This is a genomic window from Candidatus Thiodiazotropha sp. LNASS1 (assembly GCF_964212655.1).
Taxonomy (GTDB): domain Bacteria; phylum Pseudomonadota; class Gammaproteobacteria; order Chromatiales; family Chromatiaceae; genus Thiodiazotropha.
The window spans coordinates 1,298,095-1,313,518 of record NZ_OZ156465.1; the positions used below are offsets into that span (position 1 = coordinate 1,298,095).

General features: G+C 51.6%; 12 protein-coding genes. 11 read left to right on the forward strand and 1 reads right to left on the reverse strand.

Annotated features, from left to right (window positions below):
* Positions 1–23: 23 nt before the first annotated feature.
* The 11 genes from AB8516_RS05640 (at position 24) to AB8516_RS05690 (ending at position 12,459) form a co-directional block, all read left to right on the forward strand.
* Complete coding sequence (locus AB8516_RS05640) at positions 24–737, forward strand: NADH-quinone oxidoreductase subunit B (protein WP_108289099.1); 714 nt, start codon at positions 24–26, stop codon at positions 735–737.
* Complete coding sequence (locus AB8516_RS05645; RefSeq protein WP_069126327.1) at positions 734–1,303, forward strand: NADH-quinone oxidoreductase subunit C; 570 nt, start codon at positions 734–736, stop codon at positions 1,301–1,303. Before AB8516_RS05640 ends, AB8516_RS05645 begins: the two co-directional genes overlap by 4 nt.
* A gap of 136 nt (positions 1,304–1,439) precedes the next feature.
* On the forward strand, positions 1,440–2,582 hold the full coding sequence (locus tag AB8516_RS05650) for an NADH-quinone oxidoreductase subunit D (protein WP_369158873.1): 1,143 nt from the start codon (positions 1,440–1,442) through the stop codon (positions 2,580–2,582).
* A gap of 66 nt (positions 2,583–2,648) precedes the next feature.
* Positions 2,649–3,014, forward strand: coding sequence for a four helix bundle protein (locus tag AB8516_RS05655; protein WP_369158875.1), 366 nt, complete (start codon positions 2,649–2,651; stop codon positions 3,012–3,014).
* A gap of 64 nt (positions 3,015–3,078) precedes the next feature.
* Positions 3,079–4,938 (forward strand): FAD-dependent oxidoreductase, encoded by a 1,860-nt coding sequence (locus AB8516_RS05660; RefSeq protein WP_369158877.1) that lies wholly within the window; start codon positions 3,079–3,081, stop codon positions 4,936–4,938.
* Between the two features lie 139 nt (positions 4,939–5,077).
* Positions 5,078–5,581, forward strand: coding sequence for a ferritin family protein (locus AB8516_RS05665; RefSeq protein ID WP_108289084.1), 504 nt, complete (start codon positions 5,078–5,080; stop codon positions 5,579–5,581).
* 295 nt (positions 5,582–5,876) lie between these two features.
* Positions 5,877–7,190 (forward strand): TolC family protein, encoded by a 1,314-nt coding sequence (locus AB8516_RS05670; RefSeq protein ID WP_369158879.1) that lies wholly within the window; start codon positions 5,877–5,879, stop codon positions 7,188–7,190.
* 18 nt (positions 7,191–7,208) lie between these two features.
* Positions 7,209–8,111 (forward strand): phosphate/phosphite/phosphonate ABC transporter substrate-binding protein, encoded by a 903-nt coding sequence (locus tag AB8516_RS05675; protein WP_369158881.1) that lies wholly within the window; start codon positions 7,209–7,211, stop codon positions 8,109–8,111.
* Positions 8,108–10,537 carry a putative bifunctional diguanylate cyclase/phosphodiesterase gene (locus AB8516_RS05680; protein WP_369158883.1) on the forward strand — a complete coding sequence of 810 codons (2,430 nt, stop codon included), beginning with the start codon at positions 8,108–8,110 and terminating at the stop codon, positions 10,535–10,537. Before AB8516_RS05675 ends, AB8516_RS05680 begins: the two co-directional genes overlap by 4 nt.
* 117 nt (positions 10,538–10,654) lie before the next feature.
* Positions 10,655–11,527 carry a phosphate/phosphite/phosphonate ABC transporter substrate-binding protein gene (locus AB8516_RS05685; RefSeq protein ID WP_369158885.1) on the forward strand — a complete coding sequence of 291 codons (873 nt, stop codon included), beginning with the start codon at positions 10,655–10,657 and terminating at the stop codon, positions 11,525–11,527.
* Positions 11,527–12,459, forward strand: coding sequence for a phosphate/phosphite/phosphonate ABC transporter substrate-binding protein (locus AB8516_RS05690; RefSeq protein ID WP_369158887.1), 933 nt, complete (start codon positions 11,527–11,529; stop codon positions 12,457–12,459). The genes AB8516_RS05685 and AB8516_RS05690 overlap by 1 nt, the downstream gene beginning before the upstream one ends.
* Positions 12,460–12,518: 59 nt before the next feature.
* On the opposite strand, the gene AB8516_RS05695 is transcribed toward AB8516_RS05690, so the two are convergent.
* Positions 12,519–15,413, reverse strand: a complete 2,895-nt coding sequence (locus tag AB8516_RS05695) for a PKD domain-containing protein (RefSeq protein WP_369158889.1) — start codon at positions 15,411–15,413, stop codon at positions 12,519–12,521.
* Positions 15,414–15,424 lie beyond the last annotated feature (11 nt).

Sequence of the window (15,424 nt, forward strand, 5' to 3'; positions counted from 1 at the left end):
ATTCATAATTAAAAGGAGCTATGATGAGCTCAATAAAACAGATTCCGGTGGTAGAAACAAAGCGAACCAATCCACTGGCACGCGTGTTCGACGACTTGGTGCGCTTCTGCCGCTCCCGCTCCCTCTTCATCCTGCACTACTGTACCGGTTGCGGAGCGATCGAACTGCCGCCGGCGATGACCTCCCGCTTCGACATGGAGCGTCTGGGCATTCAACCCATGGTCTCGCCTCGTCAGGCGGATATCCTGTTGATCACCGGCTATGTCTCGATCAAGACCCTGAAACGGGTGATCCTGACCTATGAACAGATGGGATCTCCGAAGTATGTCATCGGCATCTGTTCCTGCACCGTCAACGGCGGTATGTATTGGCAAAGCTACGCCACCGCAAAAAAACTCGACGAATACATGCCGGTGGACCTCTACATCGCCGGCTGCATGCCGAGACCCGAGGCGGTCATCACCGGTCTGCAACAGCTGATGGACCGGATTCACTCAGGCCAGGCGAACAGCTGGGAGGATTACTACCGCAATTATGATTACTACCTTGGCAATCAACAAAAGCTGTTTGGCGAGGATTGGCAGACACCCACAGATGTAATCAGCGAAGCAAATCACTATGACCTGCTGAGCGAGGGGACCCTGGGTGAGCATACCCGCCTGCTGGAGCAACACCAGAAACCTCTGGAGGCATTGGATATGCGCCTGGGTCACGAGTTAAAGGAGCCACGCAAATGAGTAAGGAAATCGCCCACTGGCTGGATGATCTGCTGGAGGAGATCGAGGGCATCGTGGTGCGACGCAAGAGCAGCCGCCGGGTACGCGTGGACGTGCCGGCCGATGCCCTGCCGGCCTTGCTTGAGTTGCTGCAGGGACGTGCCGGGTATATTCATCTCTCCGCCATCAGCTGTGTCGACTGGATTGATGATGATGAGTTCGAGCTGGTCTACCATGTCTGGTCCTACGAGAGTCACTCCCTGGTCTCCGCACACATCCGTATCGCCCGGGAGCCGGGGGTCTATCTGTCGGTCTATGACCTCTACCAGCCTGCCGCGTTTTTCGAACGGGATATTCACGAAATGTACGGCATCCACTTCGAAGGCAGTCCGAATATGGAGAAATTTATCCTCACCGAATGGGACGGACCACCGCCGATGCGCAAAGAGTTCGACAGTGAAGCCTACATCAACGAACACCTGAGCTGGCAGAACTACAATCCGGAGTGGTTGCAGGAACTCGTGGCCGAGGGTGGTGGTGTGATTATTCCGCCTGAGGAACAGCGGTTTAGTCAGAAGAAAAAATAGTTTATTTAGTTTTTAGTTTTTAGTTTTTAGTTTGATGAGTGTGCTCCGCACACGTTTATTTACAAGCGTGAGCGAAGCGAACACCGACAACTCATAACTAAAAACTCAAAACTTAAAACTTACGAGCGCAGCGAGTATGAGACCCGAAAACTACGAAGCCCAACGCCAGCCGCCGAGCAATGAATTCGAACTCAATTTCGGCCCCAACCATCCCGGTATCGAAGGCAACTATGCCTTGAAGGTCAAACTGCACGGGGATGTGGTGCTGGAAGCCAGGGCTGACGGCGGATACCTCCATCGGGGTTTCGAAAAGCTGATGGAACAGCGGCTATGGATTCAAAATATCGCGCTTGTGCCGCGTATCTGTGTACCCGACCCATCCCCCATGGAGCTCTGCTACTCCATGGCCGTTGAGCAGCTCTGCGGTTTGCATGTCCCACAAAGGGCCAACTGGATTCGCGTCATGCAGTTGGAGTTGTCACGTATCGCCGCCCATCTGTTCACCTTCGGCGGACATGCCGCGACCACCGGCATGTACAGTACCATGTATTGGGGGGTGGCGGATCGCGATCTGATCCTGGACCTGTTCGAGGAGTTCACCGGGGGCCGTGTCTACAGCATCTACAATATCCCCGGTGGTGTGAGGCGGGAATTGCCAACCGGGTTTCTGCAGCGGGTGAGTGATACTCTCGACTATGTCGAATCCCGTCTGCCTGACTATGATGATCTCTTCTTCAAAAACCAGGTTTTCGTAAAACGTGCCAAGGGTGTCGGTGTTTTGAGTCAGGAACAGGCCCTCGCCTGGGGCGTCACGGGACCGAACCTGCGCGCCACCGGTCTCGCGTTCGATGTACGCAGAGACGATCCCTATCTGGTCTATGATCAACTCGATTTTGAGATTCCAACCGAAGAGAGCGGCGACGCCTGGGCCCGTACCCTGGTGAGACGGCACGAACTGATGGAGAGCATCCGCATCGTTCGTCAGGTAGTCGAAACACTCCCGGATATCCATGGCCCGATTCGCGCACCCATACCCAACCCGCTGGCCTGGAATGTACCGGCTGGCGAGACCTATACCCGGGTCGAATCATCCAAGGGCGAGCTCTGCTACTACGTGGTATCGGACGGCGGCCCCAAACCCTACCGTGTACACGTACGGGGACCCTCGTCGATGCATGCGGTACAGGTCCTGGAAAAACTATCGGTAGGCTCGCGTATCGAGGATATTGCGCAGACTATGTTCTCGCTTGATGCATGTCCGCCGGAAGTTGACAGATAGCTCGACGAGTTTTGAGTTGTGAGTTTTTAGTGCTTAGTTAATGAAGAGTCACAGGGAGGTGGCTGAATGAATGAGAACAGGCATATTTCGAAGGAGAAGAGTTTCGAATTTGCAATAAGAGTGGTGCATTTGGCAAGGTACCTGCAACGTGAGAAGAAGGAGTTTGTGCTTTCGAAGCAAGTGCTGCGTTCAGGTACCAGCATTGGTGCAAATATTGAAGAGGCGAGGGCCGGGGAATCGAGAAAGGATTTCAAATCAAAAATGTCCGTCGCATCAAAAGAGGCGCGTGAGACTTTGTATTGGCTCAAATTATTGAAACAGACAGATTATCTTGAACAACGCATGGCTGATTCATTAATTCGAGATTGTGAAGAACTGGTTTCTCTCTTGACATCCATCGTCAAAACTACAGCAATGGCAAGCAATACATGAACATCCACTTCTTCAAAACCCATTCAAAATGCACCAAAGCACAAACGGCGCAGAGAGCCCTGATATGAGCGGCACAACTCAAAACTCAAAACTCAAAATTCAAAACTCGATAGCAATCGCACACGAGGACCACGGCTCCATCCTCTCCCCGCTTAAGGCGCTCCAGTTTTTTGCACGCAAACCCGTAACCGTGCCGCTGGAACCCAGACCGGCGGCAGCAAACTATCGCGGTTTTCACTTGAATGATCACGAGAAGTGCATTGGCTGCAGTTCCTGCCAAAAGGTCTGCGACAATGCCGCGATCACCATGGTGAAGGTCCCTCACCTGCCGGAAGATCCGGTCAACGGGATTCGCAACCTCCGCCCCGCCATCGACTACGGACGTTGTTGCTGGTGCGCCCTGTGCGTCGATATCTGCCCCACCGGGGCCATCTCTCTCTCCAGGGAGTATGTCCACACCTGTACCCAGGCAGAGATCGACAGCTATTTTATTCTGCCCGACGAAACCGGTATTCACGGCAAACACTACGGCCTGGGCTGGCAGAAGAGTGTCGACTCCGATCTGCTTGACCTGGAAAGGCAAGCGATGGAAGAGCTGAGTCCTGAGACCAGGATCGACAATTTCGATGAGATCGTCCATGGATACAGCGAACAACAGGCCGTGATCGAGGCCTCGCGCTGCGTCCAGTGCGGTATGTGCCACGACGCCTGCCCGACTCATATGGATGCGCCGGAATACATCCGCGCTATCTGGCAGGGGAAACCTGAAGAGGCGGTACGCTGGATCTACAATTCCAATCCCTTTTCCCATGTCTGCGGCCGCGTCTGTACCCACCGATGCGAAGAGGCCTGTTCCATCGGCCGACGGGGTGAACCGGTCGCCATTCGATGGCTGAAGCGATACGCCATGGATGCGGTTGATCACGAACGAGTCAAACAGATCGTCGCGGAGCAGAAGGCCGACTACCTGAGTGGCAAACAGATTGCAATTATCGGTGCCGGGCCTGCCGGTCTCACAGCCGCATTCGATCTGGTGCGAAAGGGCCATCAGGTAACCGTATTCGAGGCCAGGGATGCAGCGGGTGGCATGCCCAGATACGGCATTCCTTCCTATCGTCTGCCCTACGATATGCTCGACCGGGACATCGATGTCATCACATCGATGGGTGTAAAAATCAAGACCAACACCAGGATTGGCGTGGATATCAGCATGCAGCAGCTGCAAGCCGATTACGATGCGGTCGTCCTGGCGATCGGCCTGCACCTGGGGCGCTCAACCCGGATACCTGGAGCGGATCATAAACAGGTCGCAAAGGCAGTGGATCTGTTGCGCATGATTACCAACGATGAAAAATTCAAACTGCCGAAAAAGGCCGTGGTGATCGGTGGCGGTAATGTGGCCATGGACATTGCCCGCAGCATCGCCCGCATGCAGCGGCGTGCACATGGGCAGGTGACAGTGACGGTAACCGCCCTGGAAGACAAGGCGCACTTCCTGGCCGACCCTGTGGAGGTTAAAGAGTGTCTCGAGGAGGGGATCGAAATTTTCGATGCGCGGGGCCCGCAGGCCTGCATTGTCGAAAGGGGCCGTCTGAAGGGTCTGAAGACCTGGAAGGTTCGCTCGATTTTCGATGACCAGGGTCGCTTTTCACCCGCCTATGACGAATCTGACGAGCAGATCCACGAAGGCGACATGGTGATCGAGGCCATTGGCCAGATGTCGGATGTCTCCTTGCTCGGAGAAGCCCTCAGTGAAGAACTGGAGTGGCACCGGGGACGTCTCAAAGTGGATGAAAACGGCCGCACATCGGTCGATTGGCTCTGGGCCGCCGGCGACTGCGTCAATGGGCCGGACGTGGTGCATGCGGTTGCCGACGGCCACCGGGTGGCGGCGAGTATCGAAGCATGGCTTGATAATAAATAGTTTTGAGTTGCGAGTTTTTAGTTAACACATGCGCTTAGTACACGCGTTTGTTCTAACAAGAAGAAATCGTGAGCGAAGCGAACTCATCCAACTCAAAACTTAAATCTTAAAACTCAAAACTCATACACCGGGGTTGGTTATGAAAGAAGGACAGAGTAGCGGTTACCAAAAGCTTAAGTCGAAAAAAAGCCTGGGAGAAATTCTCGAGGTTGCGATCGAGTTCGAACGGACGGCAAGGGACTTCTATACAGCCTTGATCCCCAAGGTCAGCAAGCAGATCCGCTACCTGGTGGAGGAACTCGCCGACGAGGAACAGCGCCATTTCGATCTCTTCAACGAGCTCAGGTCACGGCCCGATATCGAGCATCATATTCAGATGATGGTAGAGGCACCGGCCAGTGACAAACGCTTTTCGGATTGTATCCACCTCCCGGAGCTGGGGGATAAGCCTGACGACCAGACCGTGCTGCAATATGCCCTGGGCCGCGAGCACGCGGCCATGGAGCAGTACCATGCACTGGCAGAAAGCACAGAAGCTGGACCGGTCAAGGATCTGTTTATGTTCCTCGCCAACGAGGAGACCCTGCATAAGAACCAGTTGGAAAAACTCTATTACGAGACGATCCACAGTGGTGGGGTTTAATAGCCCAGAAAGAATATGAGAATTAGCTTATTTGCTACAAACCCATATTGGATTTAGTCTAATATTATTGTAGTAAATGGAACACTACACCTCTTGGTTGGCAAGCTAAGAAGGACTCTGTTGACAGTTTGCATAGTGCGTTCATGGCAGAAGCCTATGCTTTAGTGCAGAGGACAACGTGAAAAAACGACTCATAAGGCAGGCTGTTCAGCCTGTCTCGACTCTCCTTGAGCTTTTAACAACACTTTCAGGTTTACTACTTTTATTCCTTTTATATGCGTCACTCAACCCGGTTTTGGCTAACGACGTCAAGTCATACACACTTGATGAGGCGGTTGCCACGGCGTTGGAAAAGAATCGACTGAAGGTCATTTCACAAAAATCGGTGGCGATTGCGGAAGCCCAGTACAAACAGGCCCGCTCCACCTATTGGCCGACACTCAGCCTGAACGCCAATTTCATTCGCCGGGATGAGACCGCTATATTCGAGTTCCCGGCCCAGCGATTCGATGTGGCCCCTGGCATGCTGCCACCGGTGGAAGTACCTGCGCTGGATGTGGATCTGTTGGGCAGGGACACCTCCCACTACTCACTCGAAATGACTTACCCGCTGTATACCGGGGGTAAGCGTTCCAGTCTGATCGAACAGGCGCGACTCGGTGTCGATATTGCCACCAAGGAGGTCCATCGAACCAACCTGCAGATCGTGCAGGATGTGAAGCGCTATTACTATGCCGCACTCTATACCCGGCAGCTTGCAGCCCTGGCCGAAGATATCACCATCTCCTTCGAGGTGTTGAGAGATATCACCCAGGCCTTCTACGACGGCGGTTCAGAATCGGTCAACAAACTCGACCTGCTGCAAAGCAAGCTTGCGCATACCCTGGCTGAGGCGACCTATGAAGAACTCGCAGCAAAACACCAGGCTGCTCTGGCCGCACTGTCCTTTACCATGGGGCTCGAATGGCAGGAACAGATTCAGCTCGGCACACAGGAGTATCCGGACGCTGCGAACAGTCTTGAGCTTGACCGGCTGATCGGTCAGGCAGAGAAATTCAATCCCCAGATTGAACAGCTGGCGCTGGCCGTGGAGGCCTATGAGGCCAAAGTGGACGAAGCCAGGAGTGACCACTACCCTACCATCGGCCTGATGGCCTCCGTGGATGAGTTCAATAATGATCTGGATGGTGGCCTAAGTGTTGAAGAAAACGAACACTCCTGGCAGTTGGCCATCGGTATGGAGCTGAAGCTGTTTGACGGCGGCCTGATCAAACATCGTGTTGCGGCAGCCAAAGCGGAAAAGGCGCAAAAAGAGCAGCAGAGGCTACTGCTCAGTGAAAGCACCGCGACACAGATCAAGCACCTTTTCATCAAGACCGGAGCTGCCCGCAAGCAGGTCGACATCACCCAACAGGCAGTCGAGACCTCGCAACAAAACCTTGACCTGAGCAATCGCGCCTACCAGACCGGTGCGGTAAAAACCGAAAAGATAATCGAGGCAAATCTGCTGGATGCCATGGTACGCGCCAACCTTGCCCGCGCCTCTCATGATCAGGCGCTCCATCTGGCTGAAATTGCCTACCTCTTGGGGAGCGAGGTTATCGAGTAAATCAATAGCCTCTGTATCGTGAACATACATCCCATCAATCACCATGGATTGAACTGGATCATTGGACTGATTTTATTGGCATCGCTCTCTGCCGTTGCCGACAATCATAATATCATGCGTGTCGGCGGTAGCGCCGAGTCGATCTATGATTCCCGGATCACAGACGTGGAGATCCTCTTCACCGTACTCTTCAATGAGATGTTCAAGGATCAGAATGAAATGTTCAAGATCAAGATCTACGACACCGATCAGGCACTAACCAGGGAACTTGCCGCCGGCAATCTCGATGCAGTATTCATGGATACTGTGCTCTATCTCGACAATTTTGAATACCTTCATCCTGAGATCGCATTTGCCGTTCAGCACGGTCAATCCATTAAACCGAAATATATTCTGCTTGTAAGGCGTGACAGCAAAATTGACTCATTGCATGAGTTGCAAAATAAAAAAATCATCATTCCCTCGGGACATGCTGTGGGCAAGCGCTTTCTGGACGTCGAGCTGATGCACGCGGGACTACCTGTTTCGAATGAGCATTTTTCCGAAATACGGCAGACCAAGGAGTCGAATACAGCTATCATCAAACTCTTTTTCAACCAGGTAGATGCGGCTCTGGTCACCGACTTTTCCTACGAAGTCGCCAGTGAGCTGAATCTACAAATTCCCCAAAGTTTGGAAATAATCGAAACATCACCGCCAATGATTCACATGGTTATTTCTGTACGAAAGGATTTCCCCAGGCATCGTGTCGACAAAATATTCCCCTATCTTGAAAATCTCGAAGAGATACCCCGCCTGCAACATTTGAGAAAGAGTTTCCGGTTTCAGGGACTGCACAGGATCAGTACGGACGAGGTATACGATGTGCGCCAGTTAAGTGAAAAGTATGTCCGCCTGAGAAGCGAGAGAGAACTCCCATGAAGCAAACCACAATATTCAAACACCTCTTCAAGAGAGTTGCGTTGATTTTGTTGAGTGTCAATTTGCTTTTCTCCATCCTTCTATTGCCAATATACAAAGACAAGCTGGTGCGGATGATCGCCATCCAGGGAGACACATTCGCCAACTCGACGATAGCCGCATGCAGTGAAGCGCTATATACGGAAGACTTCAGCTTTATCATCTCTTATGTCAACAAGGTACTGCAACAAACACCGGAAATATCTTTTGTGACATTCACCTCGGTCAAAGGTCGGATGATCAAACTCACAAATGACGGCTGGAATGTTGAAAGCCTGGAAAAGAGCCTGGATTTTTCACAATTCAAGAATTCATCGCCCTATAAGATAGAACATGTGAAGAGTGGTAATAATGCTTTTGTCTTTACCAAACCGATCAATATCAGCGGCCTCGAATGGGGAATCTTCTCACTTGGTTTGGCTGATACGGAATACGAGGCCTTGTTATTCAGCTATTTCCGGAATGTCCTGATATTCAGTTTTTTGCTTGTCTTCATATCCCTTTTACTGTTGCATGGCAGCTCTCTGAAGCTAGGGCAACAACTGGCCAATCTGCGTCATACCGCCAACAGACTGGCACATGGGGAACTCACTGCTCGCGCGCCCACCAATGCGATCGGTGAAGTCAGCGTACTTGCCAATACGCTTAACGGCATGGCGCAAAGTCTGGACCGTAATACCAGGGATTTACGCCGCCTCGCACGCCTTGTTGAAGACACCAATGATGCCATTGCCATATTCGATAATGAAGACAAGATAATCTTCGTCAATGCCGCATTGAAAAATATCATCAACCAGAATGATGACTACTTCAATGGCATGTCACTCTTCACTTTCCTCAATCATTTGAAAGTAGGCCGAAACAAGCAACTTGAAATCGCAAATGAATTCTCCAGTGTAGACCAACATGACTGGTCGACCGATATCACTATCAGAACACTCAAACACAATCTGACCCACATGACTATGCGCATCGAGCGCTTTGATATCGATGAAATCGATAGCGGAGGCTACTTTGTCATTCTCTCCGACATAACCCGGCGTAAACAACTTGAACACGAACTGGAAGTCCTTGCCTATATCGACAAATTGACTAAACTGCCCAACCGCCGCTACTTCATGGATCGTCTCACCGAGGCAGTTGAAGAATCCGAAGCCTTCGATAGCGGCCTGGCCGTCTTTTTTCTCGACCTGGACAACTTCAAGATCATCAACGATTCTCTCGGCCATGAGGTTGGCGACGTTGTATTGAGCGACGCCGGTTGGCGCATCCAGGAGGCTCTTCGCAGTGATGATATCGTATGCCGCCTGGGCGGTGACGAATTCACCGCCATTATAAAGGGTGTGAATAATAGAAAATCCATCAGCCAGGTTGCTGCCGCCATCTTGAAGCGCTTTCAAATACCGTTCTATTGCAATGATCGTGAATTACGCGTCAGCGCCAGTATTGGCGTAGTGATTTATCCGGATGACGGGCTCAACACAAAAGAGTTGATCAAGAATGCCGACACAGCCATGTATGCGGCTAAAAGAAGCGGTAAGAATGCATACCGGTTCTTTTCCGAGGAGATGCATCATGACATTCGTGACTTTCTCGACATAGAAGGAGCGCTGAGACAAGCTATTACTTCAACTGGGCTCTATCTGGTCTACCAACCTTTCATCAATTCCGATGACGGTGAGATCCATCACTGCGAAGCTCTGCTACGCTGGAAACAACCTGAACGCGGTTTGATACCACCGGGAAAATTCATCCCGATTGCCGAACAGTCGGGCTTGATCGGCGAAATCGGCCAATGGGTTTTCGCTAAAGTCTGCCAACAAATCAAGGCATGGGATTTTGACATAAATGTTTCTGTCAATGTATCTGGCAGTGAGTTGCTGGACAATCACTTTGCGGAGCGTTTGCATAACACGCTCATCGAGTATGACATCTCTCCTCACCATATTCAGCTTGAGTTCACGGAACATGTCCTGGTCAGTAAGGAGGGCAAGAATCTTCCTGTACTGAATCAATTGAAAAGAATGGGTTTCAATCTGGCGGTTGACGATTTCGGTACCGGATTCTCATCACTCAGTTATCTTACCGAACTGCCCATCGATGTCATAAAAATCGACAAATCATTTATCAGCAGAATACCCCACGATCGCAAAACTGTCGCGGTATCGAAATCCATCATCTCTCTGGCGCACAATCTGGAGATTCTGACCATAGGTGAAGGTGTTGAAAACCAGGCCCAGGTGGAATGGCTGAGAGCTCATGATTGCAAGTTGATTCAGGGTTACTATTTCTACAAACCGATGAGCGCCAGTGAACTTGAGGCACTGATCTGTAAAACCAATGTCACATTGTTCGATCCTCAACGAAAAAAACGGAAGACCACATGATCAACTAATTCAGTTCCAAGCCAACATAAACAATCAACTGAAAATTAATAAACTGCATTTCAGCTGACCATGAAATACCGAGTAGCCTATTCCTACCTACTGAGTTGTTGTTTACTATTGACAACGATACTGACTCATTCTGCCCCTCTCCCCGATCGCTATACCGACAATCCCAGTATCGGCTATTTCGGCCGCATGTCTAAAATCCTGTTTGACGCCAACGTAACGGACACTACGATTGCCACTGATATGATCATCAGAAAGGTCTTCGGTATGATGGATATGAAATCCGCGATCAAGATTTACGAGGATAGAAATGCACTGATTCATGATTTGTCGGAAAACCGTGTTGACGCCGTCTTCACCAACACTATCGACCACTTTGCATTGGATCATCTGATCAACTCAGACTATATTTATACACTCATCTATGGATCGAGCGCCCATCAAAAAGCATATCTGCTGACCCGTAAAAACGACCGTATCAATAATCTCGAGGATCTGCGCAGAAAGAAAATTTCCATACCGAATGGCCATGATCTCGGCAGGCTTTTTCTGGATGTCGAGTTGAGGAAACAGGGACTCCCAGGTCTTGACAATTATTTTTCCAGCATCAAACAGACTATAGATACCAATACAGCAGTGGTCGATCTCTTTTTTGGGAAATCCGACTGTGCACTGGTCTCGGACGTCGCCTTTGAACTGGCAGCTGAACTGAACAAACAGATACCTCAGGATCTGGAAGTACTCATCGCGTCTGACTACATGATTCCACAGATTATTGCCATTAATAAAAATGTCCCTCATTCCATATTCAAAAAAGTTGACGAATTTCTCGTCAAGGCTCATGAAAATCCGCGCATCAAGCATCTACTCTCCCTGTTTCGCGCCAAGAAATTCGTCAAACTTGAACAGAACCAGTTAATCGAAAGCCGTAGTTTATTGGATGAACATGAGGCGCTTTTGAAGCAAGCTGGGTCCATTAAATAGTGATCACATCGTCAGTGCATCCTCCGATCATCAAGATATTACAACAAGGTTTCGTAATTGGTTTAAACCTGGCACTGCTCTTCGGTCATGAGAGCTGTCTCGCCGATCCATACAATCGGGATACCGCCTATATCGGCATCATGTCCCGCTTGATGTTTTCGACCGACCTTAACGATACCCGAATTGCAACCGAGTTGGTTTTCACCGAGTTCATGAAAAACATAGGTAAAAAGGGCGAGTTTTTCGACTTCGATTCACCTAATGATGTGATTAAAGCGATGCAACAGCATAGACTCGACGCAGTCCTGACCGACACTCTGGACTACCTGAAAATCGACCACATGGTCAACCAAAACCACCGCTACTCAGTAGTTTTTGGCCCAAGTAAATTGCAGAAAATAATTCTTCTGACCCGGCGATCAGACAAGATCAACAGCCTGGAGCAACTGAGACAAAAGCGCTTGACCCACCCTTCCGGCATTAACCTCGGACTACTGTTTCTCGATGTGGCACTGATGAAAGAAAGGCTTCCCATCGCCAAGCGGTTTTTCTCGACATCCACACCGGTCGGCGATGTCAACACTGCAATCATTGACCTGTTTTTCAACAAAGCCGATGCTGCCCTGGTCACTGATTTTTCCTTTGATACTGCGAGTGAATTAAATACGCAGATTGCCAATCATCTGGAGGTCCTGGTCGCCTCGGAACCTATCGTGCCAATGGTCATCGGCATCAATAAATTCGTTCCCTCGGAATTTACCGAAAAAGTCGATGAGATGGCCGCCCGGTTACACGAGCTACCTAAAACTCTCCATCTGCTATCCCTGTTCAAAGGGAAAGGTATCGTCAAGATATCCAATCAGGATTTACTCTCGGCCCGCGTGCTCAAAAAGGAGTATGAGAAACTGATAAACTCCGATCGAGTTGAGTGATTGAGGGCAAAAAAAACCCGCGTGTGGGGAGGACACGCGGGTAAGGGTAAACCAACTTTTCAATCGTGGTTTATTTCATTCTCGTGACACTCGACACAACCGACCATATAGCCCTTGGGAAATTCAGCATTATCGCCATCCGGGCAGAAGCTGGTGCGATCATCACACTCCAGGATGCGGTCTGTGGCCATACGGGAGAGCACGGTGCCCAATCCGTCGGTACCGTGGCATGCCTTGCACTGATCTGATTGACGTTCCACCAGGCTGGCATGACCACCATCGGCGAATCTTGTAGCACCCACCGGATGCATACCATGAGGACCTCCCAGAGTGTTCCCCAGATCACCCTCGTGACAGGTGCTGCACTCGACGATAGTACCCTTGTGGCCCTGTAACTGGTTGGCGGCAACATTATCATTTGCCAGCTCATTCTTGTTCGGCCAGATACCGTGGGTCGAACCATGGCAGGCCTCGCAGAAAACCCCCTCATGCCCAACGCTCACACGATAAAGCATGGGGTTGCCGATACGTGGATCATCCGAACCGCTGACCGCCGGATTGTCGGCCTCAATGACATTCTCCGCAAAGCGCTTGTTGGCCGGCACAATAGGTGTCGCCTTGACGTCCCCGGTGCGGTATGCCTGGAACAGGCGGATATGGTCAGGATTACCATCGGTATCCGCCGGATTAACCACGGTTCCCTCCGTCCCCGCCAGGTTATTCATCGCATCACCGGTGTGGCATGAACCGCAGCCCGGCTCGTTGGCCCAGGGTACGCGAGGCGTTTCCGGATTGGTATAGTAATCACCACCCAAAACGAATGCCCCAGGATTTGACGGTGACACATCATCGGTGAAGTCACTGCCCACCTGCATCATGTCGCCGTGACAATCCTGACACAGCATTCCGCCATTGGCCATGGCACCCCGCAAACAGTCGGTACGGCGGCCCGGATGACACTGATAACAGGTCTCTTCAAGCACCTGCCTGCGCTCGTCATTATTGCTGACGATACCGAACTCGTCCTTGTCAGCCGCCGGCATGGTCGGGAAGAGCAGCTCTCCGCTGTTATCCCGCAGGCTGCCATGGTGGCTGTGCATGACATTCGACATACTCTTCACATTGATCTGATTGCGACCATTGGCAAAACCGCCATAGGGATCGAACTCCGGCCCCAACGGCCCCAGCTGTGCCAGATCCAGCGCCGGCGTATAGTGACACTGCTGGCAGACGACAGGCGCGTTCTCTTCTAGGGTGCCGTATCCTTCCGGATACATGTCCTGGTGTTTCATATCATGCAGGCGTACCAGGTTGATATCCGCCGCATACTCCTTGCTCACCTCTATAGGCACCTCACCATAGAGAGGATCGTCATTGAAGGCGGATGCGACCGTGTCGAGCTGACCGGTAGCCGCACCATTTCCGCCATCATCAGGATGGCCATGACAGGCGCCGCAGTTGGCCTCTCCGGATATCGGCACTACCGCGTCTACCGTAGCAACAGTGCTACCCCCGATCTTTGCCTGTACCCGATAGAGCGGCCAGGGATTCTCACGCCCGTAATCGTCGAATGCCGTGACCGGTATGCCCGGCGCCTCGAACCAGTTGACACCTTCCACCACATAGCCGAACTGGAAGTTGCGATTGACCTCTGCGCCACCGGTGGTGGTCAGGATATCGATGAAGAAAGGTTGATCGACGACGTAGGCTTCGAAGCGCTCCTCGGCATTCTCGGTGTACGGCCCGTGACGGCCAGGCATCGACTGCTGATCAGCGGTCAGCGCATGGTCACCCAGGTAGAGTTGCTCCACATTCGGCATCGGCAGACCCAGATCGAGAATACCGTCCACCGGGCTGGCAGGATAAAACGCCGGTAGGATGCCCGGCGGATAGAAGGGATCATAGGCCGTGCGTGCCACATCCCAGAAGTTGGTCTTGAAGACCACGCCATTGACCATGCTGGAGTATACCGGACCTGACCCGGCGGAATTGACGCCGGTGAGGATCGGATCAGCTGGATTGGAGGCGGCAGAATAGTAGACCTCGACACCGTCATCCCGGCCCAGGATATTCGGTTCCGGACCGCGCTCGATGACCGTTGCATGCAGCACATTGAAGGGCGGCAGGATACTTGAAACGCGGGTATCGAAATCTCCGCAGTGCATACCCAGGTCATTCACAGCAAAGACCTTGTAGCCGTTACTGTTGATGATGGGCCGCTCGGGCACCGGTTCAGAGGGCGTACCGTTCTGACTGGTGGAGTTGATGGAGACATCCGATACCACCGGTGGCTCGCCTTCATCGCTAACGGTCGCTGTCGTCCCGTCACTGCCGGTTGCGCCATCCGCATCGGTTACGGTCAGACTGACATTATAATTACCGGCGTTGCCGTATGCGTGTACAGGATCAGCTTCGGTACTGCTGTTTCCGTCACCAAAATCCCATAGATATGAGAGTGTATCGTTTTCCGGATCGCTCGATCCGGTGCTGGAGAATGCGATCTCCACATTGGTGTTGCCTGTGTAGGGGCCATTGGCATTCGCTGTCGGTGCTTTGTTGTCCGTGCCTCCGCCTGTACCGTCATCACAGTTGTCAGGTGCCTTGCGCACTCTTTTTTCATCCGTCTTTCCATCTGCCATGCGCATGGCAGTCACCTTACAGGGGACGTCTGCACTGTCAGAAATGGTTATCTTGAGCACCCAGTCATCATCTTTGGAAACAACCGAGCCCAGAACCTCCCCGGTTGCGCTATTCGTCAGCGTGACTTCCCGCTTCTTACCGCCGTTGCCTTTTACCAGCAAGCGGTCTTTTTCCGCCTCCCATTTCGCCTTTTCAATATCAAAACCGGATGATTTTTCACCCGCTAAAAGATTGCCGGAATAAACGACACTCATCGCAACATACAACAGCATCAATAAACTGATACCGGATCGCAATATACTTGTGGCTGGCATTGTATACATTC

Excerpts from the sequence above, each read along its gene's own strand:
- AB8516_RS05640 (WP_108289099.1), top strand. The coding sequence starts at position 24 with ATGAGCTCAATAAAACAGATTCCGGTGGTAGAAACAAAGCGAACCAAT.
- AB8516_RS05645 (WP_069126327.1), top strand. The coding sequence starts at position 734 with ATGAGTAAGGAAATCGCCCACTGGCTGGATGATCTGCTGGAGGAGATC.
- AB8516_RS05650 (WP_369158873.1), top strand. The coding sequence starts at position 1,440 with ATGAGACCCGAAAACTACGAAGCCCAACGCCAGCCGCCGAGCAATGAA.
- AB8516_RS05655 (WP_369158875.1), top strand. The coding sequence starts at position 2,649 with ATGAATGAGAACAGGCATATTTCGAAGGAGAAGAGTTTCGAATTTGCA.
- AB8516_RS05660 (WP_369158877.1), top strand. The coding sequence starts at position 3,079 with ATGAGCGGCACAACTCAAAACTCAAAACTCAAAATTCAAAACTCGATA.
- AB8516_RS05665 (WP_108289084.1), top strand. The coding sequence starts at position 5,078 with ATGAAAGAAGGACAGAGTAGCGGTTACCAAAAGCTTAAGTCGAAAAAA.
- AB8516_RS05680 (WP_369158883.1), top strand. The coding sequence starts at position 8,108 with ATGAAGCAAACCACAATATTCAAACACCTCTTCAAGAGAGTTGCGTTG.
- AB8516_RS05695 (WP_369158889.1), bottom strand. The coding sequence starts at position 15,413 with ATGCCAGCCACAAGTATATTGCGATCCGGTATCAGTTTATTGATGCTG.